Genomic DNA, 21,511 nt, shown 5'->3' on the forward strand with positions numbered 1-21,511 from the left:
CCCATGGCGCGCTATTTCATCGGCGTGGCCGAACGGGCCTATGTCCGCGCGGCTGTCGGGGAAGGGGTCGTCCTCTTCTCCGGCGGCCGCGAGGCACCCGTGCGCAACACCGCACCGGGCGATAAGGTCATCTTCTATTCACCAAAAGATGCCCATGACGGCGACCCCCTCCAGGCGTTTACCGCGCTTGGGGAGATTACCGGCAACGAGGTACGCCTGAAAACCGACTGGCCCGACCACACCGGGTTCGAGGCGCATGTCCGCGACTGCGCTTATGAGGATGTGCAGGAAACCCCGATCCAGCCACTGCTCGAAGACCTTGATTTCATTGAAGACTCCAAAAACTGGGGCTTCTACCTTCAGGGCGGCAAGCGCGAGATCTCAGCGGGCGACTACCAACGCATCGCAGGTGCGATGCTGGGTGGATCATGACCGCCCGCTACTACATCAGCGTCGTCCACCGGCGCCAGGTCGAGATCGCGCAGGAAGAAGGCTTCGTCTCCTTCAGCCACGGGCGCGAGGCCTTCATCAAGCCGCTCAATCCCGGCGACAAGGTCATCTACTACGCGCCCAAATCCGATATGGACGGCACCCCCGTCCGCGCCTTCATCGCCCACGCCACGGTCACCGGCGACGTGGTCGAGACGCGGGATTTCGGCGATTGGGGCCAGGGGTTTATCCGCAGCGCAACGTTTGATGATGTGACGGACATCCCGGTCGCCCAAATCCGCGACCAGCTCGATTTCGTCCCCGATGGCCCGTCCTGGGGCACCGCCTTCCGGAACGGCAAGCGCGAGATTTCGGCCGACGACTATTCCAGACTGGCAGGCGCCCTGCTTGGAGGCACTCCATGACCGACAAGGTCGTTCTCGGCACCATCGGCGGCGCCTTCGGCGTCCATGGCGAAGTGCGCCTCAAAAGCTTCTGCGCGATCCCCGAAGACATCGCCGACTATACGCCCTTGGAGACTGAAAAGGGCCGCGTTTTCAACCAGATCGTCCTGACGGGCCGCACCAAGAACGGCCTCACCGCCCGCCTCGACGGCGTCACCACGAAGGAAGAGGCCGACGCGCTCCGCAACACCGAACTCTTTGCCCCCCGCGACCGCTTGCCGCCGACGGATGACGACGAATTCTACTACGCCGACCTGATCGGCCTGCCTGTCTTCGACACTGGCGGCGAACAGCTCGGCACGGTCCGCGCCGTCCAGAACCACGGGGCGGGAGACCTTCTGGAAATCCACGCCCCCGGCCGCTCGACCACGATCCTCCTGCCCTTCACGCAAGAGGCGGTCCCCACCGTCGACCTCACCGCAGGCCGCATCGTCGCCGACCCGCCGGAGGGGCTGTTCTAAGCCGCCAGCAGATCGCTCGCCAGCGCCAGGATGTTGTCGAACCGCACCCGCTGCATCCGCCCCAGCCGCCCTTCCGGCATCGCCTGCCAATCCTCCAGCAGCCGCACCCGGATCATCAGATCCAGCGCAGGATGCGCCGACAGATCGGTGCCGTACCCCTCCCAAAACGCCGCCGCCAGGTCGGGGCCCAGAAGGGACCCGCCCTCCGACGGCGGCCCGATCACCCGTGCCGTCGCATCGACGAGGAACCGGGCCAGATCGTAGCAAACCGGCGCGTCATGGGCGTTGCGAAAATCGATCCCGTTCACGACGTCCGGGCCGATCAGGATGTTCTTCGCATGCAGATCGCCATGGTTCGGCCCCACCGGCAGCACCGCCCCCTTCGCCGGTTCGCCGTAGGACATCAGCGCCGCCAGCGCCCGCCGGTAATGCGCGGGCCGGCGCAAGGCGCCTGCCCCGTCCTCCAATTCGCGCCGGCGCTTGCGCATGTGGTTAAGGATGAAGGACGGCCGGAACGGCCGCTCGGGCTGCGGAGACGTCCGGTGGAAGGCCCCGATCCATCCGCCGACGCTGCGCATCACACGCACCTGCGCCGCCGCATCCCCGTAGGCCTCGAGCAGGGCGTCATGGGCGGTGAGCCCCGGCGCCTCTTCCATCAGAAGCGCCAGATCATTGTCAGCCCGCGCCAGCACCCGCGGCGCCGCAAATGGCGGCCGCAATGCCCCTGCCATCCGCTCCTGCATCACGGTCGAGATGCGAAACGCTTCCGGGTCATGGGGCGCGAAGACCTGCTTGAAGATCAGATCCGGCGCGCCCGCCCGTTTGAGCCGCAGCACGAACCGCACCCGGTCGTCCTCAACCCGCCGCCACAGAACCTCCGACCGCAGGGAGGCTGGATCGACGCCGATCTCGCGAACCAGCGCCTGCCATGTGCGCTCCAGCGCCGATCTGTAGGGTCTGATCTCCAATCCCAGCATGGCGGCCACCCCTAGCAGGAACCGGCAGCGCGAAAAACGCTTCCGTTCCAAACCGTTTCCCGGCTATCGCGGGCAAACCATGAAAAGCCACGGCCGCAAATCCATCCGCGCCTCCAGCGCGCCGCAGGATCTGATGTCAGAGCCGCCGACGCTGGCGGGGATCTGGCAGGCCACGGTCCTGACCCTCTTCCCCGAAGCCTTCCCCGGCACGCTCGGCCTCAGTCTGACCGGCAAGGCCCTGAAAGAAGGTCTCTGGCAGCTTCACACCGCCGACCTCCGCCGCTGGGGCGAGGGCAAACACCGCAATGTCGACGACACGCCCGCGGGCGGCGGCGCGGGCATGGTCCTGCGGCCCGACATCCTCGGCCAGGCGATCGAGGCGACCCACCGCACCGGCCCGCTGATCTATCTCAGCCCCCGCGGCACGCCCTTCACCCAGGCCCGCGCCCGCGCGCTGGCCCACGGCCCCGGCATGACGCTGATCTGCGGCCGCTTCGAAGGCATCGACGAGCGCGTCATCGATGAATACGCCATCGAAGAGATCTCGTTGGGGGACTTCGTTCTGACGGGGGGAGAGATCGCCGCACAAGCCTTGATTGACGCGACCGTCCGACTTATACCCCGCGTGCTCGGGAATCAGGCAAGCACCGAGGAAGAAAGCTTTTCCGACGGCCTGCTCGAACATCCGCAGTATACGCGGCCTGCGGTCTGGAAGGGGCGTGCGATCCCGGAGGTGCTTCTCTCCGGCCACCACGCGCATATATCCGACTGGCGCAAGGCCCAGGCCGAAAGGCTGACAAAGGAACGACGACCTGACCTCTGGCGCGCCTACACCGGTAGGGACAGCGACGAAGACCCAGAGCTCTGAGGCGGCACAGACACCTCTCCGGACAAACCGGGGGCAGTATGAGGAGACGCGACAGATGGACCTGATCGCACAATTGGAGGCCGAGCAGATCGCGGAGCTCGGCAAGGACATCCCGGATTTCAAGGCCGGGGACACGATCCGCGTAGGCTACAAGGTGACGGAAGGCACGCGCAGCCGCGTGCAGAACTACGAAGGCGTCTGCATCAGCCGCAAGAACGGCGATGGCATCGCCGGATCCTTCACCGTCCGCAAGATTTCCTTCGGCGAAGGCGTCGAGCGCGTCTTCCCCCTGCATTCCACGAATATCGAGAGCATCACGGTCGTCCGCCGTGGCCGGGTCCGCCGGGCCAAGCTCTACTACCTCCGCTCGCGCCGCGGGAAATCCGCGCGGATCGCCGAGGTCGCCAACTACAAACCGAAATCCGCTGACGCCGGCGCCAAGGCCTGAGAGGATCCGCAGCGATGAGAAAAGACACCCATCCCGACTACCACGTCATCAACGTCAAGATGACGAACGGCGACATCATCCAGATGCGCTCGACCTGGGGCTCCGAAGGCGACCAGCTGTCGCTCGACATCGATCCCACGGTCCACCCGGCCTGGACGGGCGGCAACACCCGCCTCATGGATACCGGCGGCCGCGTGTCGAAGTTCAAGAAGAAATACGAAGGTCTGGGCTTCTAAGACACGCCGACCTCGTTTGCTGAAACGCCGCCCTCCGGGCGGCGTTTTTGCATGTGCAGAAAAACGGGTTGCGGCCCGGCGGTGCAGCCGACAAAACGAACTTTGGGTTGAGGGGTTTTGACAAGGAAAGACCATGACATTCAGAGACCTAGCGGCCGGGCTCTTCTTCGCCCTGACCGCCAGCATTGCAGGCGCGCAAGAGGTTCTGTCGCGCCAAATTCCATCCAGTGAACTCGAATTTACAGAAACCCGCTGGACCGACGGCACGGTCGGCCAGATCATCGGCTGGCAGCCGATCGCCGTAAACGGCCAGATCGAAATCTGCGGCGCGGCGATCATCCCGACCTCGATCTACCGTCAGGAATTGCGGCGCGGCCTTCGCCAGGCCAAGGTCCTCATCAATGACCAAGTCGTGCTCGAGGATCTCAGCTACTGGGAACAGCCGCGCAACGTCCGCAGGGCCGAGGATGCCACCGGAAACTGCAAGGCCACGGGCTATCCCGCAGCAGAGGCCGGACCGGGCTCCATCCGGATCCAGTACCGCGCCCGCGCCCGCCGCTGATCCCGGCCCCTAGCAGACAAGCTCGTTGTCCCGCTCTTCCTCGCGGCTCTCGTCATGGGCCGCGATGGCGATCCCGAAGGTCAGGATCCCGACCCGGCCGGCGGTCATCAGGATGATGACGATCACCTTGCCCAGCACCGACAGATCGCCCGTGATCCCCAGCGACAGGCCCACCGTGCCCAGCGCCGAAATCACCTCGAACATCACCACCTCGAACGCCGCCGCCGGCTCCGTCAGGAACAGCAGCATCATCGCGACCAGCATCAGGACCATGTAATAGGCCAGCCCCGCCGTCGCCGTCTGCAGCGTCTTCAGCCGCACCTGGCGCTTGGCGAACCGCACCCGCTCCCGCCCCTTCAGCGTCGACCGGACAAGGCCCACCAGCGCCGCGAACGACGTCGTCTTCAGCCCGCCCCCGGTCCCCGAGGGCGACGCGCCGATCACCATCAGAAAGAACAGCACCACGATCACCGACAGCGACATCGCCGAAATCGGATGCGTGTTGAACCCGACCGTGGTCGAGGCCGTCATCGTCTGAAAGAACGCGGCCAACAGACGCTCCCGCGGCGCAAGCTCCTGCAGCGAGGCATCGGCCACGAAGATGAAGATCGTGCCGAGCAGCAGAAAGCTCATCGTGATGCGCACGATCACCTTGCTGGTGAACCCCAGATGCCGCGCCTTGCCGGTGAAGTTCCGCCAGCCATCGACCACGATCAGGAACCCCATCGCGCCCAGGATACACAGCACCGACACGACGATGTTGATCCCGGCATTGTCCCGGAACGCCTCCAGACTGGTCGAGTTCAGGCTGAACCCCGCCGTGCAGAAGGCCGAGATCGCGTGGAAGATCGCGCTCCAGACAGCGCCCTCCACCCCTTCGGCCCGGAACATGAAGTACAGGATCAGCGCCCCGATCGCCTCGCAGATCAGCGTAAAGATCACGACCGACCGGATGAACGGCCCGATCTTGATGTCCTCGGGCAGGTTGAAGGCGCTTCGCGTCGCCTTCTCCCGCACCGGGCTCAGCTTGTTCTGCAAGGCCAGCGCCGCGAACGACCCCAGCGTCATATAACCCAGCCCCCCGGCCTGGATCAGCAGGATGATCACGATCTCCCCGAACAGCGTGAAGCTCGTCCCCGGATCGACCGTCACGAGGCCGGTCGTCGACACCGCCGAGGTCGCGATGAACAGCGTGTCGATCGGCGCGACCGGCACCTCCTGCGCGAAAGGGAGCGCCAGCAGGATCCAGCCCGTCACCATATAAAGCGCATAGCCGAACAGAAGCATCTTTGCCGGCGGCAAACTCAGCAGGAACATCCGGAAACGTGCCATGCCGTGCAGAACCGGCTCGGGGGCTTGAGGTGACGTCATCTATGTCCGAGAGCCGCCGGCGACGCGCTGGCAATGGCCAGCCTGAAAGTCGCGACCACCGGGCAGCTTTCCTTTCGTAAAGACCCGCGCGCCAGCTTTCGCTGCCGCGATGAACCAAATATACGGAGCCTCGAAAAGTTCCCGAAAATCCCGAGGCAGACGTGGCGCATATCATCGTGGTCGGCAACGAAAAGGGCGGTGCCGGCAAATCCACCGTGTCGATGCACGTGGCAACGGCGCTCGCCCGCATGGGCCACGACATCGCCGTGCTCGACCTCGACCTCCGCCAGCGCTCGCTGGGCCGCTATATCGAGAACCGGCAGGACTTCATGGCGAATGGCGGCCCCGCCCTACCCACGCCGACCCTCGTCGACGCGCCCCAGATCGACGAGGCGGCCCTGCCCGCACTGGTGACGAGCCTCGCCCACCACGACTTCGTCCTGATCGACTGCCCCGGCTCGCACAATGCGCTCAGCGAACAGGCCCACAGCCTCGCCGACACGCTCGTCACGCCCTTGAACGACAGCTTCGTCGATTTCGACCTTCTCGCCCGGATCGACGGCGAAGGAGAGAAGATCAAAGGCCCCAGCGTCTATGCCGAGATGGTGTGGAAAGCCCGCCAGATGCGCGCCCGCGAGGGGCGCGAGGCGATCGACTGGGTGGTCGTGCGCAACCGCTTGGGCGCGCAGAACATGGTCAACAAGAAGCGCGTCGAAACCGCGCTCGCGCTCCTCTCCCGCCGGATCGGCTTCCGCACCGCGCCCGGCTTCGGCGAACGCGTGGTGTTTCGGGAGCTTTTTCCCAAGGGCCTCACCCTCCTCGACCTGCGCGATACCGGCATCCGCCAGCTCAACATGTCGAACATCGCCGCCCGGCAGGAGGTGCGCGACCTGCTCAAGGCCCTCGACCTGCCGGGGGTGCAGGTCCGGGTCTAGCGCATCATTGTCTCATTTTACGAGACAATTTCGTGTCAAATTCATTATTGAATCGGTGTTGCGCGCCGCGCCACCGTCCGCACCGTTAATCAGGCCGATTTCCGATCCCTTTGTCCGACAGGAGTCCGACACAAAGCCGACGGAACGCCGCCCCCCTGCAAAATCAAGGTTAATGCGCAAAATAGGATGATTCGTGCAGGTTCCGCCCGATACCTGTCTCAGCCCACCGAACGTCCTCGCAACCCGATCTTAACCGGTCCTCAACTCGTCAGCGGCGGCCCGTTGCACGGCACCCGGCTCCGCAAGAGCTTCACCAGCCCCGTATGGCTGTCATCCGTCACCGCCCCATCGATAAACGCCTGGGCAAGCGCCCGCGTCACGATCGGCGTCGCCATGCTGGTCCCCGCCATCTCCCAACGGCCCCCGCTCTGCATCCCCATGACCGGCAGGCTGCGCAGAACCGTGCTGACCGCGGACGATGCCCGCACATCCCCTTCCGCCGCCGTTTGTGGCTGCTCAAAGCCAAGCGCCGAATACGGCACCGTCTCGCAGCTCTCCTCGTAGAGCCCACCGACGCGGATCTGATTGCGCCCGCAGGCAAAGGCGTTGATCGTGCCCATCCGCAGCCCCCCGGTCATCTTCCCCGGCGGATCGAACAGGATCGGCCGGCCATCTGGGGCGTAGATCGGATCATCCGGATCCTGAAACCGCGACTGCCGCCCGCGGCGAACCCCGAAGCCCGGCACGGTATCGTCGCGCTGAATATAGCAGTCGAAAAAGGCCCCGGCAGGGGCGATGACCCGCAATTGCCAGCGACCGGGCACCCCATAATCCTCGCCGATCTTCTCGGGCACCGTCGGCGGCACGACCAGGGTGATGACCTCTCTGCCGCGTCCCTCGAACAGCTTGAATTGCAGATAGGCCCGCGCGATCTCGCGGCCGTTCAGAAAGAAGTTCTGGTAGGTGCCGTGACTGGCAAAAGTCGTTGTGATCGCAGTGCTTTGCCCCGGCGGCGTGACCTCGATCTGCATCGGTTGCGATGGCGGCCTGGTGCCGCCCGGCGCCCCCCAGATCTCAACGAAGCTGGCCGTGCGGTCGTCCGGCTTCACGCTCCAATCCAGCGGCTCCGCCGCATTCGCCGGCACCCGCGCCCGGACCCGCGACAGGCGATGATTGCCCATCGCGATCAGGAACCGCACCGGGCCAAGATCGGGCGATTGAACATCGGCGATGGCGTCGAACAGCTGGTCCATCAGGCTCGATCCGTCCTTCGGCCCGGCGGTCAGGCCGAAGCTCAGGTTGATCAGAACCGGCAGCCTGACACTGTTCGCAGGCAGGCCTTTGACCCTCTCGATCCAGCGGCACAGGCGGCGTGCCCGAAAGATGATCTGAAGCGTCCCGAGGATGATATAGAATGGCGCCGCAAAGCCCAGCGTATCCCGGATAACCGCGGGCGGCAGGCACGTCGCGATGATCGGCAACGCCTGCCCGAGATCAGGATCCTTGGGCGAGACGCCAGCCGCCAGCCCCCCGACCGAGGCCCCATGACCGCCGGTCAGGGCCAGCCGGGGCGGCACCGGCCGGTTGAGGTCCAGCACGCCCGCCTTGCGATAAAGGTCGCCCTCGCTCTTCAGCGTGCCGTTCTGCAGCTCCTTCAGCAGCTGGGTGATCTGCCCTCCGCGAAGCTCTTTCCCGAAGGGGAGATCCTGGCCGACAGGGTTTGTCGGATCCCAAAAGGCATCCTGAAACCAGACAGAGGCAATGCGGGACGTTGCCTTTCCTACCCGGAACTGCTCGTGGGCAAACGGCAGCGCATCGTCGATGATCCCGATGATTGCCGCCTTCGACGGATCGTCGGGAATGGCGTCCTTGGTGAGATAGGGGAAGTCTTCTTCGGTCGTCTCGTCATAGGGCTGAGGGTCGGCGTTGAGCGAGTCGCTCTCGGCCAGCCCCGCGATGTTGTCGAGCAGCCCGTCGAACGCATCAAGCGCCTGCATCGCAATCATTTCAAGGACTTCCCCACGGGCTTGTCGCTGCTGTCCACGCCGCCGAAGGCCCGCTCTACCAGCTCTTCGGCGCTCTTGCTCAGCCGCACGGTCTGGTCGAGCGTGCTCCGGCGCTTGTCCTCTGTCGGCAGCCCCGGCGCGGCCACCGGCAACTGCGACAGCCAGTAATGGATCGCCGGATCGGTGTCGTTGTCGAAGGGCGGCGCGTTGTCGTCCTCACAGGTATCCCATTTCAGGTCCATTGGTCCGCGTGCTCCTTCAGGGCCTTGGTCCAGATCCAGTTCAGGATATCGGCGGGCCGCGGCGTGACCGTCCCGGTCTGAGAGGTCGAGGGATCGCCGGCGAGCATCTTCGCGAACTCGGCATAGGTGAAGTCGCGCGTCGCGCCGTTCTCGACATAGTTCTGACCTTTGAACTCCCGCGCCGGGCTCGACCCGCTGCCCCTTGCACGGGCGACGAGGTACTGGCCAAGCGTTGTCCCAAGGATCGCTCCGGCCGCACTGTCCGAGGTGAAGTGCACCCCGGCCACCGTCCGGTTCGCAGCGATTCGCGATGCGAGCCGAAACCGCTGGCTGTCCGCCGCTACACCGGCCCCGGCGAGCTCGGCCAAAACCGTAGCGACTGCAAAGGCTTGCGTCGCATGACCGCTGGGATAGCTGCCGTGTTCCGGTGTCTGGATCAGGGGCTGCAGCTTCGGCGTGAAGACGATCGGCCGCGGACAGGCGAGCGTGAGCTTCATCGTCTGCGCGACCGATGTGGCGATGTCGAGGACGATCGACAGCAGATAGATCGTCCACTTGTTCCGCGTCGGCGTGAGATAGTCGATCGCCCCGAAGAATGAGAGGACATCGGTGCGCTGCGTAAAGATCTCCGGCAGGCGCTCGGTGCGGAGATCGGCATAGTTGGCGACCATCTCGGTATCCCTCTCAAACTCGGCATTCGAGGGGCGAATCATTTCAAGAAGCGTCGCGTAAGTGGGCGTCCCGGCATTGGTACGGACCGACAGGGTAGAGGTCGTGGCCCGCGCATCCGGGTTCGCCGCGTTGCTTGAAAACTCGAGATCCGCCAGAATCTCGGCAAGCAGCACCGCAGTCCGATGCGACCCGTTAAGCCGATCAAAGCGATGGCCGAGAGACAAATCGGGGATCGTCCCAAGCGCCCCGGTGATTATTTCGGTGCCGATAATTCCATCGCGGGTGCGTGCCAGAGCCGTCGAAAGCAAGAACGACCCGCGTCCTCCGCCAGCAAATCGCCCTTCGGCATTCTCGGCGTTTTCAGCGTTTTCCGCATTCTCTGCGTTCTCCGCATTCTCGGCGTTTTGAAGCACAGGATGCCTCCCTGTTTCGCATTACAACGAGAATATGCTAGCGTCGCCTTGGAAGGTTGACCATGCGTAAATGCTGGGTAGAGCGATAACTTCGTAAATGTTCCAAGGAGTTGTACGGATCGCTGACATGCGTGCGACACTCACACTTGCCGGACCTGTATCGCTTGTAGACAGCGAGGGGCAGGATCGGACTCCGCTGTCCATGAAGGCCCGGGGGATTTTGGCCATTCTTGGCACCGCGCGCGAACATCGTATGTCCCGCGCCAAGCTCCAGGACAAGCTGTGGAGCGAGCGGTCACCGGAACAGGGCAGCGCCAGTCTGCGTCAGGCGCTGACGGAGATCCGCCGCACGTTCGGGCCGTTGCGCTCGGCGCTTGTCAGCGGACCGGGATGGATTGGACTTGATCCAAACGTCATCGACATCTCTCTTGACCTGCCCGCGAACGCCGTACCGGAAACAACAGAGTTCGCGGACGATCTGGATATTCGGGACAGTGAGTTTGAAGAGTGGCTTCTCCTCCAGCGCCAGCACTTTTCGAAGCTATGGAGCGCCAAGCCGGCGACAGCAGTTTCACGAGATACCCGTCCCACTATCCGCTTCGAGCCTGCAGCAGTGATCCTCACACCGCCTAAAACGGGCGACAAACAACTCGACGGATTTGCCGACCTTGCGCTGCGGGATGCCGCACAGCGAGCATCCGACTTCCTACCCTTGCGAATTTTTCATGATGCATCGGCGAAGACTGACTTTCCCGATGCGGTCGAAGTTCATGTCCGCGGGATCGGGGCAGTTCACGATCTGGCCTTGCATGTCTCAATCTGCCGTGGCCGCGACGGACAGCAGATCTGGAGCAGAACATTTGAAACCGATCGCTCAAGGGTCGCGAACCGCTTTCGGGAGGTTTCTGGTGAAACGACCCTCGCACTCCTTCATGCGGGATCAGCAGACACCGAGAGCGACGCAAGGGGCAGTTCGGTCTCACTGACCGATGTGTTCGGCTACTCCCGGTCGAATCTGTTGAGAGCCGATTCGATCCTCGGCACCGCGGAAGAGAGCCACACTGTTCTGGCGTTGAGGGCCTACATCCGGAACACGCAAATCCTCGAGCGGCAAACAGAGGATTTCCGGCAGACCCGGCAGGAGGCAACGGACTTCGCCGATCGTGCCCTGCGTATGGCGCCCCAGAACGCGACGGTGCTGAGCGTGTCGTCTTTCGTTGCTGTGCGAAATGGTCATCTGGAGCTGGCATCAGACTTGGCTAACCGGGCCGTGCGGGCTGATCCGGGGAACTTGCTTGCCCATATCAGCCGATCCGTGACGCTTGCGCAGGCGGGTCGGCACGATGAAGCCCATGCTGACGCTCTGACTGCGCATCAAGATCCGTTGTCGGCCCTCAGCCCCGCAAGCTCCGCGATTGGATGCTCCGTGACAGCAGTTCGCGCAGGGCGTCTTGACGAGGCTCTACGCTATGCCGCGATTTCACACGGCTATGCGCCAACTTTTCGCCCCGCACTAAGATTTCTGGCGGCCCTTCATTTCAAGCTCGGAAATGTCTCGGAAGCCGAAACCGCCCTATATAGGCTTCGCGAGTTAGAGCCGGACTTCTCTCTCGAACTGATGTCGAGCCCCGAATACCCTGTCGCGAGTCTGAGAGCCGCCAGACTGTTGGACATCACACACTCGCAACTGATCTGATGACCGGTTTGCGCCTCAAAAACTTCGAAATCTTGTCGAATTCACAAAAAACTGACGGCGGATTCACGCCACATTCACAGCAATAGTTAATATTCGGTTTACAGACACGGAAATGGGGATGGGTGGCAAGTCTCAGCAAAGACCTTTTCAGTATCAAGTTGTTGTTATTCTGAGACTTCTTTCCTACTAGGACCGTTTTTTCGTGTTACCGGGTCGCGCCGGAACTGGATTTGTGAGTGTTTTGTTACAAGTGCCCCAGGACCGTCGCGACCCGCTTTCCTCCCAGGCAGGGTGTGTCTTTCAAGTAAGCTTGCGGATTGCGCTTTTAGGGGACCTCTCACGTCAGCATCGATGACCGCCAAACACCCAAGCCCTGGCCCCCTAAGTTGCTTCGGCGTTTGTAGATCCCCAGCTTGATGGTTTTCTGAGCCTAACGACTTATCCATCTCTTCGGGGAATCGCCCTTTTCGCCTCTCCACCTCTGCAAGATTCGAGTACCTCGAGCAGGGAGCGCTTTCCTCACACGCGTGGCCGCCGGCTTATGTTTGATGCAGAAGAGATTAGAAGCGCCCAGATCCGGGACATCACCGCTGACAAGAGGGCAGATGCTGGAGCGGTCACCGTTCTTCTCTCGGATCCCTCATTCTTTGCGCCAGGAAATCACGAATATCGATCAATGTTTTCTCATCGATTGAAACGTAGATCAGGGCCATGTTGGTCCTTTCGCGAACCATCTCACCTGGAAACGGTAAGTAGCTCAGGTCGCGCGATCCGAAAGACGGCGATGCAGTGCCCACCTGCCATTCGGTCTTGAGCTCGATATCCACCAGCTTCAGCGCGTTCGTCCCGCCCGCACCCTGCCTTTCGAACGGCACGCCAGCCAAGCGCAGATAGCTCGTCTTATCGGCGGCCTGAATGAAACCATCGATGAATTGCGTGGCCATGACCTGCAACTCAGCCGCCGCATCCTCCGGAGGAATATGGCTGTGCAGATGATCGTGGTGGAGGTTGTGGCCGATATGGCCGTTCACGATGTCATGTGGCATTGGACCACCGCTTTCCTTCAAAGTCGCCATGCGGGATGGTGACAGGCTTGTCGATATGCGCCTTGTGGGCGCCCAACCTGCCACTTGCGACCAGTGACCCTAACACATCCACGATCACCCGCGTGCCCATTAGCGCCGTGATATCCGACGTATCGTAAGGCGGTGAGACCTCGACCAACTCCATCCCGCAGATCCCCTCGGCAGCGACCTTGGAAGCAAGCGACAGCGCCTCGCGCGGAAGGAAGCCTCCTGGTTCCGGCCAGCCGGTGCCAGGAACGAAGCCACAATCGATGCTGTCGATGTCAAACGACATGTAAACCATGTCAACGCCGTCCCAGGCCATTTCCAACGCCATCTCGGCTGTGCGGTCCACACCCATCCGCTCCATATCGGACATGGTGATGATATTGGTTTCACGCTCGCGGGCCACTTTGACGGCCTCTCGCGGCACCTGCCAGCCGCCGATGCCCACTTGTACGAGGTTCCTGGCGGGTACGTTGGGCAGGTTGGTCGAATGGAACCACGGTGTGGTGTGCATGCGCTCGTCCAGGTCCTTTTCCTGGATGTCGGCATGACGATCAAAATGGACGATGCCGATCTTCTTTGAGGTGCATCCGGCGATGCCGCGTACACAGGGAAATCCAATAGAGTGGTCGCCGCCGATCATGACCGGCAGCGATCCGGACGAGAATACGTGGCTGACGGCGCGGCTGATCTGGTCGAAGCTCTTCTCGATATTGGCTGGGATGGTGAACACATCGCCTGCGTCGCATAACGTCATCTGCTCGCGCAGATCGATCCCCATCTCGTAATTGTAGGGTGTATAAAGCGCGCTGATCTTCCGCACGCCCTGCGGACCGAAACGCGTGCCGGGGCGATAGGTCGTGCCGCCATCGAACGGGATGCCCAGAACTGTGGCATCATAGTCCTTCACCTCCGTTACGTCTTCGGCATAGGGCGCCTTGAGGAAGGTGTTGATGCCGGCGTAATGCGGCAGCTCGCCCCGCGCGAAGGTCGGGATCGACTTATCCTCGATCGAATCCGCACCAGTTAGGCCCATGCGCAGGGCCCAGCGCCGCTCCTCATCCCAGCTGCCCTCCGGGATATCGGCCTCGGCCTTCATCGACTTCCAGCCTTGCAGCCGGGTCAGGTCGGGGTGATGGAACCGGCGCGCATCACGGCGCAGGTCGCTGGGATGGTGCGATCGGGTCCGGTCAGGCGGGGTGAACAGCATGGATTTCCTCCTGAATGCGTTGAAACGGGATCCCGCCATCGCGGGCATCGAAGTCGTAGGTGATGGTGGCGCCGTACGGGTCTGGATCCGTTGGGTCCCAGCGGGGCTTGTCAAAGACGACGACGCGATCACCCAGCTTGAAGCCCTCTGCCAGATCGTGCGTCACCATGAAGACGGTCATGTTCGTTTCGGCCCGCAGATCGGTCAGGAAACCGTGCATCTGAAGACGGATGCCGGGATCGAGGGCACCGAAAGGTTCGTCCAGCAGAAGGATACGGGGCTTTGCGGCCAAAGCCTGGCCGATCGCCAGCCTCTGCTGCATGCCCCCCGACAACGTAGCCGGGTACTGATCGGCAACGTTCGACAGGCCGATCCGGGCCAGCGTTTCGTTGGCGCGCCTGATCGCATCGCGCCGGGCTGCGCCGGTAAAATAGCCCCACCGCCTACGGAAACTTTCGCCCGCCACCACATTGTCGCGCACCGTCAGATGAGGAAAGACCGAGTATTTCTGAAAGACCACGCCACGGTCCAACCCCGGTTCGGCAGCTGGCGGGGCGTCAGCAATGCGGATTTCACCGCGGCTTGGTTGCTCCTGAGCCAGCAGCAACCGCAAGAAAGTGGACTTGCCGCAGCCTGATGCGCCAACGATCGAGATGAACTCCCCTTCATCTACCGTCAGATTCACCCGTTCGAGGATTGGCCTGCGACCGTAGGATTGAAAGATGTTCTCGACTGTCACAAAGCTCACAGCGTGACCTCCGTCCACGGGAACAGGCGACGGGACAGTGACCGCAAGGTGAGGTCCATCATGAAGGCCAGAAACGTGATCCAGATGACATAGGTCAGGATGACATCCATCGCGAGGAAACGGCGCACGAGGAAGATCCGGTAACCAAGCCCCTGTTCAGCTGCGATCGCCTCAGAGGCGATTAGGAACAGCCAAGCAGGCCCAAGCGACAGACGCACCGCTTGGATCAGGCGCGGAAGCATCTGCGGCAGCGCGACGCGGATCGCTATGACGAAGCTCGATGCGCCGAGTGTCTCGGCTTTGACGATCGTCTCGCGCGGGATCTCGATGACACGCTGGCTGAGGTCCCGAATCATGAAAGGCAGGATTCCGATCACGATCAGCACGACCTTCGATGTCTCCCCCAGACCGAAGACAATGAAGAGGATCGGCAGTATCGCGAGTGGCGGGATCATCGACACCACTGCCACCAGACCGGCAAGAGCGGTCCGGAAATGGGGCAACAAGCCGATCAACAGCCCGAGAACCGTCGCGAGCATGGCTGCGATCACCACGCCAACGAACAGTCGCTGCAGGCTGGCCCAGGTGTCGTGCCAAAGCAGGATCCGGCTCGAACGCCGGTCCGGCTCGGTAAAGAGGCGCTCCGCCGTGGCAGCGATCGTCGCGGGCGAGGGCAACAGCCTATCGGAGGGGTTGGCGGCCAGCCGGATCTCGGATCCGATCGAATAGGCGAGGAACAACAGGACAAAGGGCAAGCCGATCAGAACCACCCTCAGCACAACGCCTGGACGCCTGTTTATCCAACGCACGGCTTTGCCTCCGCCCTGTGATCAGAGCGCGCCGTCCACTGCCATTTGCATGTAGGTCGTGTCGAAGCGGAAGTTCACGTTATTCGGATCGCCTGTGGTCGAACCGTCAGGATAGGCCACGCCTATGAAGTCGGCTGACGGCGCGCCTTCGCCAAGGATGCCCTTATCGAACAGGAATTCGGCGACACTGGTCATGGTCGATGGCAGTTCGGCGCCTTGCGCGAAGGCAACTGCATCCGCGGGGTCATAGAACATCTGAGTGGACGCCAGCTGGGCCTTGTAGCCTTCCAAGTCGGTGCCGGAAGCCTCGGCCATCGCGGTCAGCACCTCCTCGTCCCCCGCCATCATCAGGCCCATCACCTCGTACCAGGCGCCAACCAGAGCTCGGCCAAATTCCGGATTCGCTTCAAGGGTCTCAGTGTTCACGACCATGAGGTCGATGATCTCGCCGGGGATGTCCGAGCTGTCGAACAGCTTGTTCGCTGCTGGATCATCGAGGATGGTCGAGACGAGTGGATTCCAAGTTACGACGGCCTCCACATCGTCTGTCTGAAACGCGGCGATCATGTCTGCGTCCGAAGTGTTGACGACGCCGGCAAGGTCGGCTTCGGCCAATCCAACGCTATCAAGCGCGCGTGCTAGCAAGTAGTGTGAAACGGAAAGCTCCACCAGGTTCACTGGTTTGCCGGCAAGGTCCGACAGGCCACCCTCGCCCTTGAGAATGACGGCATCGTTGCCATTCGAGAAGTCGCCGACGATCAGCGCGGTCGTATCCACCCCGCTGCCCGCCGGGATGGAGAGCGTGTCCATGTTTGTGGCTGAGACGCCGTCGAAGGCTCCGGCCGTGTACTGGTTGATCGACTCGACGTAGTCGTTGATCTGTACGATCTCGACATCGATCCCATACTTTTCGGCCCATTTGTCCATAATGCCCGAGTCCTCCAGGTATCCCCAGGGCATCCAGCCGACATAGATTGACCAAGCGATGCGGAAGTCGGTCTTTTCCTGAGCGGGCGCGGGTGCGGCGAGGCCGAATAAGAGAATGGCCGTGGAAGCCGCGATATGGCGAAGTACAGACATTGGGTTGCCTTCCTCTACGTCGTTCCGCCGGGATCGTTTATCTGGGATGCGGTGGCGGAACCTGAGAGACCTACAAACCCGTCGCAGTGCTCTCCCGGGATTTTGTCCCGCCGTGTACTCGCGCGGGGTTTACCGCGCGGGCGGCATCTCTCGGACCAGGCCCCCGTGAACGGAGCGGAACCCTAGACGCCCTGCGGATCTACTGTGCGTCGGGAGTGCGGACTGATCCCAACGATCCATCGCTTTTGCACACCGCCTTGCAACGACCTGCTTGAGACTTGGGCAAAACCAGACAACTTGCTGAAGGGATAGGCAGACAAGTTGGAACAGATCGGTGTAAAGCGCATGCCATCGGCATGACGCTTTCCGGCGCCTCCTCGTGGTACCGGATTGCGCAGGTCGGCCTGCGGATCTGGTGCGTGGCCGAGCCGCATGTCCACCCGATCTTTTCCGCAAACATCTTTCTCGTTCTCGCATCCAGGACCGATCTGGTGATCGACAGCGGCATGGGCATCGTGCCGTTGCGACCCGTCATCGATGGCATCCGGCCGCAGCAGGGCAGACCGCTTGTCCTGTTCACAACCCACGCCCATGTCGACCACATCAGCGCGGCGCATGGGTTCGACATCCGTTTGGCCATTCGCTCGAAGCTAATGAGATGGCCGGTCCGACACCCTAAAGCCTCGATGGCGATGAGATCCCGGACCGTCTGCAGCGCCTGTTCCTAGACGCGGGCTACCCGCAGTTATGGCCGCTGCTTCTCGATGCAATCCCTTGGGCAGACTACGATCCAGCGACCTATGGGTTACGCGGCGCACCGGTCACACACCTTGCTTCGGGAGGAGAGGTTGTGGATCTGGGAGATTGAGTGGCCGAGGTACTACATATGCCGGGCCACGCTCCGGGGCAGATCGGTTTGTGGCACGCAGGATCTGGAGCACTATTCGGCGCGGATGCAATCCATGACGGGCCACCAATCGACGATCGACCCGGCACGAGCGTCGCCGACTACCGTCAGACCTTCCTGCGGCTCCGCGACATGCCCGTGGGCCAGGTCTATGACGGGGACGATCCTGCCGCCGGACATGAGAGATACCATGCGATCTTGGATCACTACCTCGGCCTGTGGCAGTAAGGCTAGGGTCGCAGATACCCTGTCGTCGCGAGGCCGTGAAGGTCGACATCGCGAAGGACGAGCCCATTCTCATTTCGACGCAGCAAAGCTGCATCTTCACGAACCGGGTTGGCTGACAGGCAAACAATGCCCTCGGCACCCCGCCATTGCTCGAAAAGGCAGTGAGGAGCAAAGTTCGCAGTGATATCATCGGAAACGCCCCCCGCATCGACTTCGTTAACCAGGGTCTCTGACGACGGAACGTCGAGGCGGCAGGAAACGATCACAAACCGCGTCTCGTCTGCCACGAGGACGCCACTGAAGCCACCAGAGTAAAGAGCCTTGCGTTAAAGCAGCCGCCCTCGTGAAGCCAGCGTCCGGTATAGGATGCATGGACCTCTTCTTCGATCAGTGCATCGCCGTCGAATGACATGCGCCCCGTGTCAACTTCGTCTTGGTGCCCGTGCCAGTTCACCGCGCGATGCCAAGTGCAGATTCCACAAGACACATCCGTCGTTCCGGCGAAAGCCTCAGCCTGTATGAGCAATCGCAGCGTCTCAGGCGGCGCGTCGGCCAGCTTTCTCCCGGTCAGAACTGGGCGGTCCGCAGGGATCCGGATGGCGGCATAGTACCTACCCGCCTGCACCCAATGAACGTGTGTCGTATCATCGAAGCGAAGGCCTACCCGGCAGCCAGTCGCGGCACCAGTGCCCCGGCAGGTCCTGTTCAGCGATCACTCAGCCTCCAGTCGCCCCGCCCCTATTGCCACGAAGATATCTTCGGCGGTCATCACCGCACCCGTCTGCAGGTACTCCATGGCGTTTGACGACGCCTGATGCACCTCGGGCGAAGCGTTGTCTTTCCGCAGCCCGAAGGGCCCAGAAGGCCAATCAACTCGCCGTCAAGAAAGGTCAAATCGGTCGGTTCGACGGCACGGGTGCCACCGAACATCTTGGAAATCCGTTGAAGCTCGCCCCCCGCCATAGGGGCGTGAGGCTCCCGCTAGCATCTTGTCCCAGGTTTCCTTGATGAAGATCTTTCGATCGATAAAAGCGTCGTAGGCCGGGCGGATGGCGCGTGTGCCGGAAACGAAGGTGAATTCCTTTTCTGTCAGGTCCGTCATTGATCGGTCGACCAACGGCGCCGTTCCGATCTTGCGCCTCATCAGGGCCTGCGTCGTGGGGTCGGACGAGAAGTCGATGAATTCGGCCGCCTCCCCAGACCTCTCTGACAAGACTGAGAGAAACTAAGGCTCATGGTCCTTCGGGTTGCTCTCCTTCGGGAAGATAGGCTGAACCGGAAAGCCATCGGCTACCATCAAAACGGCCAGCATTATGTGGATGGGGCCAGTCCGATAGCGGAGACCCCAGCCACCCCGGTCTTGAGACATGTCCGTCTCTTCGGTTTATCCATCAGTCTAGATCCCCCTGTGAGGTCGCTGGTACCGTGTCAGGCAGTACGGCCAATCGTCTTTGCGCCGGTCATCAGCCGAGGATGGACGGGTTTCGGTCAACGCGAACGAGCCAAAGTCGCGGTCGCTGCTCACCGACATGGCCTTTCATTCTACAACACGCTGTGCTCTCAACAGTCTCTCAACCGTTGATCATCCGCTCCCGCTGCCGACGTCTAAGTTTGGGATGGTAGGGAAATCCGGATCCGGTAAAGCGTGTCTCTAAGGCGCTAGCGAGAACGTCATTCCAAAGACCGAAGCCAACAATTCCCCCCCAACAGCATCCCTGAAGGCCAGGGTAACGCTAAACGTTTTTTTGGTCCAACGGTGCTCGATCTGACGAGCACTCCATTCCATTGATAAACGCTACCATTTTCGGTCACGTCGATCGGAAGAGCTACCCACATCGCTGCACCATCTCACGCGAAACGATGGCTTCGGTTCCTTTGGGAAGGCATCTCTTATCCCTTCCAAAAGCGCCAAGATCGTCGCAATTTAGGCTGTCTTGAGAAGATCTGGTGCCGCTGAAGGGACTCGAACCCCCGACCCCATCATTACGAATGACGTGCTCTACCAGCTGAGCTACAGCGGCCCGGCGCGGGACTTAGCATCGTGGCGCGTGGGAGGGTAGCCCTAAAATGCACCTATGACGGGGGGTTCAGGCGGACTTCTTCTGGTCTTCTTCGAGCGGGAAGATCTCCAATTCCTCCTCAACGCGCCCGCCGTCGTCGGTCCTATTATCGTCTGACGCATCAACGACAACAGCATCCTCGGCGACGACCCCTTCCACTGGTTGCGGGCTCTCAGCCACCGGACTCTCCGCGGCCTCGGCTGAGACGATGGCGGTGCCGTGCGCACTGGGCTGGTTCGGACTGCCGACGATCAGCGGCAACATCTCTGTTGAGGCCGGCATCGAAATCTCACCCGCCGGAGGTTCCTTCCAGGCCAGGGTGTCGAAGCCACTGCAATTCGAGCACGTCGGATGCCAGGCACTGTGAATCTGGGAACAATTCTCGCAGACCCATTGCGGCCCGCGCGGCGCCGTCAGGGCCTTGGTCAGCCAGCCCCGAACGATCGCATCGTCTGAACCCGAACCGCGTTCGATCGCAGCCATAATCGTCAGATTGCGCGCCGTCGGATGCTCGACCGGTAGATCCCCCAGCGCCCGACGCGCCTCCGGGAAGTTCTCGGCCGCGATGTAAAGCTCGGCCATCAGCATCTTGGTCTCCTCATTGTCCGGGTTATGCCGGATGAGGGTCTGGAAGCGCTTGATCCGGGCCTCGGCACTCTCTTCAGGTTCGATCTCGGCAAAGGCGGTGGCGAGGTCGGGATGCGGCTGCGCCTCCCACGCCTTCTTGATGACGCGGGTCGCGTATTTCGGCTTCTTGTCCTCGATATAGCTGCGTGCCGCCATCAGGGCGGCCGGGATCAGGTCGGGCGACAGGCGGTTGGCCGCGATTGCCGTTTCCCGCGCCTCGATCGTGGCCCCCTCGGCCAGCACATCGCGGGCCTGGCTGACGGCCAGCACGGCGTCGCGGCGACGATGGACATCACGCGGCAGGGAACCCGATTTCAACTTGGCGCTTAGCGTCTTCCGCGCGCCCTCCCAATCGGCGCGATCCGCCTGCAGTTTGAGAAGCGTATCCTGCACCTCCACGTGCTTCGGCTTCAGTGCAAAAGCCTTCTCGGCCAGCTTCAAGGCCGTGTCGGTATCGCCATCGGCGAGCTTCTGCTTCATGATCCCGCGGACGCCCACGAACCGGGTCCGGTCGTCAGTCAAAAGCTTCTTATAGGTCTCCTCGGCCTTCTTACGGTTCCCCGTCAACTCGGCCGCCTGCGCTGTGATCAGGTTCGTCAGCTCCGGCCGGTTCAGGTAGCGATCCGCCTTTTCCGCCTTTTGCATCGCCAGTTGCCCCTCGCCCGAGGCGAGCGCCATCATGCCCTCGGACAGCGCCTGAAAGCCCTTCCTTTCGCGATTTCGATTGAAATAGCGCGAAATCGCTGTCTCGTCTCCGTTTAGGAACTTCACAAAGGCAACCAGGAAGCCAATCGCTTTGATCGTGACCCAGATTGTCAGGAGCAGCACTCCAGCGCCGATCAGCAGCTCCAGCGGCCTGAGCGTCATTTCGAACCCGCCGAAGGTAACTATCGCCTGACCATCGAGTTGCATCACCTGTTCGACGCCGAAGGCGATCGCGATGACGAGCGCCACGAAAAACAGAACCTTGAGGAGGGAAACAAGCATAAGCT

General features: G+C 62.1%; 24 protein-coding genes, 1 tRNA gene and 1 riboswitch. Of the genes, 11 read left to right on the top strand and 14 right to left on the bottom strand.

Translation table 11 applies throughout. The features are described from left to right. Positions 1 to 3 precede the first annotated feature (3 nt). Genes AADZ90_RS04940 through rimM form a run of 3 tightly spaced genes read left to right on the top strand, consistent with a single transcriptional unit; the run spans position 4 to position 1,354 of the window. Positions 4 to 432, top strand: coding sequence for an EVE domain-containing protein (locus tag AADZ90_RS04940; protein ID WP_367308861.1), 429 nt, complete (start codon positions 4 to 6; stop codon positions 430 to 432). Further along, positions 429 to 854 carry an EVE domain-containing protein gene (locus AADZ90_RS04945; protein WP_367308860.1) on the top strand — a complete coding sequence of 142 codons (426 nt, stop codon included), beginning with the start codon at positions 429 to 431 and terminating at the stop codon, positions 852 to 854. Before AADZ90_RS04940 ends, AADZ90_RS04945 begins: the two co-directional genes overlap by 4 nt. Further along, a complete protein-coding gene (gene rimM, locus AADZ90_RS04950; protein ID WP_367308859.1) occupies positions 851 to 1,354 on the top strand; it encodes a ribosome maturation factor RimM in 504 nt (167 codons plus the stop codon). Before AADZ90_RS04945 ends, rimM begins: the two co-directional genes overlap by 4 nt. Here rimM and AADZ90_RS04955 read toward each other — a convergent pair. Beyond that, positions 1,351 to 2,331, bottom strand: coding sequence for a phosphotransferase (locus AADZ90_RS04955; RefSeq protein ID WP_367308858.1), 981 nt, complete (start codon positions 2,329 to 2,331; stop codon positions 1,351 to 1,353). The two genes, rimM and AADZ90_RS04955, sit on opposite strands and share 4 nt — an antisense overlap. A 79-nt stretch (positions 2,332 to 2,410) precedes the next feature. Between AADZ90_RS04955 and trmD the strand changes: the two genes are divergently transcribed. The 4 genes from trmD to AADZ90_RS04975 all read left to right on the top strand — a co-directional run bounded on the left by trmD (position 2,411) and on the right by AADZ90_RS04975 (position 4,445). Further along, positions 2,411 to 3,199, top strand: coding sequence for a tRNA (guanosine(37)-N1)-methyltransferase TrmD (gene trmD, locus AADZ90_RS04960; protein ID WP_367309556.1), 789 nt, complete (start codon positions 2,411 to 2,413; stop codon positions 3,197 to 3,199). 55 nt (positions 3,200 to 3,254) lie between these two features. Continuing rightward, on the top strand, positions 3,255 to 3,647 hold the full coding sequence (gene rplS, locus AADZ90_RS04965) for a 50S ribosomal protein L19 (protein ID WP_367308857.1): 393 nt from the start codon (positions 3,255 to 3,257) through the stop codon (positions 3,645 to 3,647). Positions 3,648 to 3,661: 14 nt separating this feature from the next. After that, positions 3,662 to 3,883, top strand: coding sequence for a 50S ribosomal protein L31 (gene rpmE, locus AADZ90_RS04970; protein ID WP_367308856.1), 222 nt, complete (start codon positions 3,662 to 3,664; stop codon positions 3,881 to 3,883). 133 nt (positions 3,884 to 4,016) lie between these two features. Next, positions 4,017 to 4,445: a hypothetical protein gene (locus AADZ90_RS04975; protein ID WP_367308855.1), complete on the top strand. Its 429-nt coding sequence runs from the start codon at positions 4,017 to 4,019 to the stop codon at positions 4,443 to 4,445. Positions 4,446 to 4,454: 9 nt separating this feature from the next. Here AADZ90_RS04975 and AADZ90_RS04980 read toward each other — a convergent pair whose 3' ends face one another. Then, positions 4,455 to 5,816 carry a TrkH family potassium uptake protein gene (locus tag AADZ90_RS04980; RefSeq protein ID WP_367308854.1) on the bottom strand — a complete coding sequence of 454 codons (1,362 nt, stop codon included), beginning with the start codon at positions 5,814 to 5,816 and terminating at the stop codon, positions 4,455 to 4,457. 161 nt (positions 5,817 to 5,977) lie between these two features. Between AADZ90_RS04980 and AADZ90_RS04985 the strand changes: the two genes are divergently transcribed. Then, positions 5,978 to 6,751 carry a division plane positioning ATPase MipZ gene (locus AADZ90_RS04985; RefSeq protein ID WP_367308853.1) on the top strand — a complete coding sequence of 258 codons (774 nt, stop codon included), beginning with the start codon at positions 5,978 to 5,980 and terminating at the stop codon, positions 6,749 to 6,751. A 260-nt stretch (positions 6,752 to 7,011) separates the two neighbouring features. Here AADZ90_RS04985 and AADZ90_RS04990 read toward each other — a convergent pair whose 3' ends face one another. Genes AADZ90_RS04990 through AADZ90_RS05000 form a run of 3 tightly spaced genes read right to left on the bottom strand, consistent with a single transcriptional unit; the run spans position 7,012 to position 10,084 of the window. Continuing rightward, the gene (locus tag AADZ90_RS04990) at positions 7,012 to 8,757 is read right to left on the bottom strand and encodes a S8/S53 family peptidase (RefSeq protein WP_411996942.1); all 1,746 of its coding nucleotides are present in this window, start codon (positions 8,755 to 8,757) and stop codon (positions 7,012 to 7,014) included. Next, complete coding sequence (locus AADZ90_RS04995) at positions 8,754 to 8,999, bottom strand: hypothetical protein (protein ID WP_367308851.1); 246 nt, start codon at positions 8,997 to 8,999, stop codon at positions 8,754 to 8,756. Before AADZ90_RS04995 ends, AADZ90_RS04990 begins: the two co-directional genes overlap by 4 nt. Further along, positions 8,990 to 10,084, bottom strand: coding sequence for a phosphatase PAP2 family protein (locus tag AADZ90_RS05000; protein WP_367308850.1), 1,095 nt, complete (start codon positions 10,082 to 10,084; stop codon positions 8,990 to 8,992). The genes AADZ90_RS04995 and AADZ90_RS05000 overlap by 10 nt, the downstream gene beginning before the upstream one ends. A gap of 127 nt (positions 10,085 to 10,211) precedes the next feature. Here AADZ90_RS05000 and AADZ90_RS05005 point away from each other — a divergent pair, with 127 nt between their 5' ends. Continuing rightward, a complete protein-coding gene (locus AADZ90_RS05005; protein WP_367308849.1) occupies positions 10,212 to 11,780 on the top strand; it encodes an AfsR/SARP family transcriptional regulator in 1,569 nt (522 codons plus the stop codon). Positions 11,781 to 12,397: 617 nt separating this feature from the next. Here the strand turns inward: AADZ90_RS05005 and AADZ90_RS05010 are convergent. The 6 genes from AADZ90_RS05010 to AADZ90_RS05035 all read right to left on the bottom strand — a co-directional run bounded on the left by AADZ90_RS05010 (position 12,398) and on the right by AADZ90_RS05035 (position 17,314). Beyond that, complete coding sequence (locus AADZ90_RS05010) at positions 12,398 to 12,826, bottom strand: hypothetical protein (RefSeq protein WP_367308848.1); 429 nt, start codon at positions 12,824 to 12,826, stop codon at positions 12,398 to 12,400. Beyond that, positions 12,816 to 14,060 (bottom strand): agmatinase family protein, encoded by a 1,245-nt coding sequence (locus tag AADZ90_RS05015; RefSeq protein WP_367308847.1) that lies wholly within the window; start codon positions 14,058 to 14,060, stop codon positions 12,816 to 12,818. Before AADZ90_RS05015 ends, AADZ90_RS05010 begins: the two co-directional genes overlap by 11 nt. Then, entirely contained in the window at positions 14,041 to 14,808 is a 768-nt protein-coding gene (locus AADZ90_RS05020) for an ATP-binding cassette domain-containing protein (protein WP_367308846.1), read from the bottom strand. Before AADZ90_RS05020 ends, AADZ90_RS05015 begins: the two co-directional genes overlap by 20 nt. Further along, on the bottom strand, positions 14,805 to 15,617 hold the full coding sequence (locus AADZ90_RS05025) for an ABC transporter permease (RefSeq protein ID WP_367308845.1): 813 nt from the start codon (positions 15,615 to 15,617) through the stop codon (positions 14,805 to 14,807). The genes AADZ90_RS05020 and AADZ90_RS05025 overlap by 4 nt, the downstream gene beginning before the upstream one ends. A 21-nt stretch (positions 15,618 to 15,638) precedes the next feature. Beyond that, positions 15,639 to 16,697 carry a putative urea ABC transporter substrate-binding protein gene (locus AADZ90_RS05030; RefSeq protein ID WP_367308844.1) on the bottom strand — a complete coding sequence of 353 codons (1,059 nt, stop codon included), beginning with the start codon at positions 16,695 to 16,697 and terminating at the stop codon, positions 15,639 to 15,641. 89 nt (positions 16,698 to 16,786) lie between these two features. Continuing rightward, positions 16,787 to 16,894, bottom strand: a riboswitch (guanidine-I (ykkC/yxkD leader). Then, entirely contained in the window at positions 16,880 to 17,314 is a 435-nt protein-coding gene (locus AADZ90_RS05035) for a hypothetical protein (protein ID WP_411996970.1), read from the bottom strand. (Overlaps the previous riboswitch by 15 nt.) Here AADZ90_RS05035 and AADZ90_RS05040 point away from each other — a divergent pair. Further along, complete coding sequence (locus AADZ90_RS05040) at positions 17,204 to 17,425, top strand: MBL fold metallo-hydrolase (RefSeq protein ID WP_411996969.1); 222 nt, start codon at positions 17,204 to 17,206, stop codon at positions 17,423 to 17,425. The genes AADZ90_RS05035 and AADZ90_RS05040 overlap by 111 nt on opposite strands. Positions 17,426 to 17,565: 140 nt before the next feature. Further along, positions 17,566 to 17,832, top strand: a complete 267-nt coding sequence (locus AADZ90_RS05045; RefSeq protein ID WP_367308842.1) for an MBL fold metallo-hydrolase — start codon at positions 17,566 to 17,568, stop codon at positions 17,830 to 17,832. A 768-nt stretch (positions 17,833 to 18,600) separates the two neighbouring features. Here the strand turns inward: AADZ90_RS05045 and AADZ90_RS05050 are convergent. The 3 genes from AADZ90_RS05050 to AADZ90_RS05060 all read right to left on the bottom strand — a co-directional run bounded on the left by AADZ90_RS05050 (position 18,601) and on the right by AADZ90_RS05060 (position 21,506). Continuing rightward, positions 18,601 to 18,795: an ATP-binding cassette domain-containing protein gene (locus tag AADZ90_RS05050; protein WP_411996943.1), complete on the bottom strand. Its 195-nt coding sequence runs from the start codon at positions 18,793 to 18,795 to the stop codon at positions 18,601 to 18,603. A 982-nt stretch (positions 18,796 to 19,777) separates the two neighbouring features. Continuing rightward, positions 19,778 to 19,853, bottom strand: a tRNA-Thr gene (locus AADZ90_RS05055). Positions 19,854 to 19,919: 66 nt separating this feature from the next. Continuing rightward, positions 19,920 to 21,506 carry a heme biosynthesis protein HemY gene (locus AADZ90_RS05060; RefSeq protein WP_367308840.1) on the bottom strand — a complete coding sequence of 529 codons (1,587 nt, stop codon included), beginning with the start codon at positions 21,504 to 21,506 and terminating at the stop codon, positions 19,920 to 19,922. Positions 21,507 to 21,511 lie beyond the last annotated feature (5 nt).

Origin of the sequence: Aestuariibius violaceus (assembly GCF_040779325.2) — a bacterium.
GTDB classification, from domain to species: Bacteria; Pseudomonadota; Alphaproteobacteria; order Rhodobacterales; family Rhodobacteraceae; genus Aestuariibius; species Aestuariibius violaceus.

Bases quoted from the DNA above. Each gene is read 5' to 3' on its own strand.
- AADZ90_RS04940 (WP_367308861.1), top strand. From the start codon at position 4: ATGGCGCGCTATTTCATCGGCGTGGCCGAACGGGCCTATGTCCGCGCG.
- AADZ90_RS04945 (WP_367308860.1), top strand. From the start codon at position 429: ATGACCGCCCGCTACTACATCAGCGTCGTCCACCGGCGCCAGGTCGAG.
- rimM (WP_367308859.1), top strand. From the start codon at position 851: ATGACCGACAAGGTCGTTCTCGGCACCATCGGCGGCGCCTTCGGCGTC.
- AADZ90_RS04955 (WP_367308858.1), bottom strand. From the start codon at position 2,331: ATGCTGGGATTGGAGATCAGACCCTACAGATCGGCGCTGGAGCGCACA.
- trmD (WP_367309556.1), top strand. From the start codon at position 2,411: ATGAAAAGCCACGGCCGCAAATCCATCCGCGCCTCCAGCGCGCCGCAG.
- rplS (WP_367308857.1), top strand. From the start codon at position 3,255: ATGGACCTGATCGCACAATTGGAGGCCGAGCAGATCGCGGAGCTCGGC.
- rpmE (WP_367308856.1), top strand. From the start codon at position 3,662: ATGAGAAAAGACACCCATCCCGACTACCACGTCATCAACGTCAAGATG.
- AADZ90_RS04975 (WP_367308855.1), top strand. From the start codon at position 4,017: ATGACATTCAGAGACCTAGCGGCCGGGCTCTTCTTCGCCCTGACCGCC.
- AADZ90_RS04980 (WP_367308854.1), bottom strand. From the start codon at position 5,816: ATGACGTCACCTCAAGCCCCCGAGCCGGTTCTGCACGGCATGGCACGT.
- AADZ90_RS04990 (WP_411996942.1), bottom strand. From the start codon at position 8,757: ATGATTGCGATGCAGGCGCTTGATGCGTTCGACGGGCTGCTCGACAAC.
- AADZ90_RS04995 (WP_367308851.1), bottom strand. From the start codon at position 8,999: ATGGACCTGAAATGGGATACCTGTGAGGACGACAACGCGCCGCCCTTC.
- AADZ90_RS05005 (WP_367308849.1), top strand. From the start codon at position 10,212: ATGCGTGCGACACTCACACTTGCCGGACCTGTATCGCTTGTAGACAGC.
- AADZ90_RS05010 (WP_367308848.1), bottom strand. From the start codon at position 12,826: ATGCCACATGACATCGTGAACGGCCATATCGGCCACAACCTCCACCAC.
- AADZ90_RS05015 (WP_367308847.1), bottom strand. From the start codon at position 14,060: ATGCTGTTCACCCCGCCTGACCGGACCCGATCGCACCATCCCAGCGAC.
- AADZ90_RS05030 (WP_367308844.1), bottom strand. From the start codon at position 16,697: ATGTCTGTACTTCGCCATATCGCGGCTTCCACGGCCATTCTCTTATTC.
- AADZ90_RS05040 (WP_411996969.1), top strand. From the start codon at position 17,204: ATGGGCATCGTGCCGTTGCGACCCGTCATCGATGGCATCCGGCCGCAG.
- AADZ90_RS05035 (WP_411996970.1), bottom strand. From the start codon at position 17,314: ATGCGCCGCGCTGATGTGGTCGACATGGGCGTGGGTTGTGAACAGGAC.
- AADZ90_RS05050 (WP_411996943.1), bottom strand. From the start codon at position 18,795: ATGGCGGGGGGCGAGCTTCAACGGATTTCCAAGATGTTCGGTGGCACC.
- AADZ90_RS05060 (WP_367308840.1), bottom strand. From the start codon at position 21,506: ATGCTTGTTTCCCTCCTCAAGGTTCTGTTTTTCGTGGCGCTCGTCATC.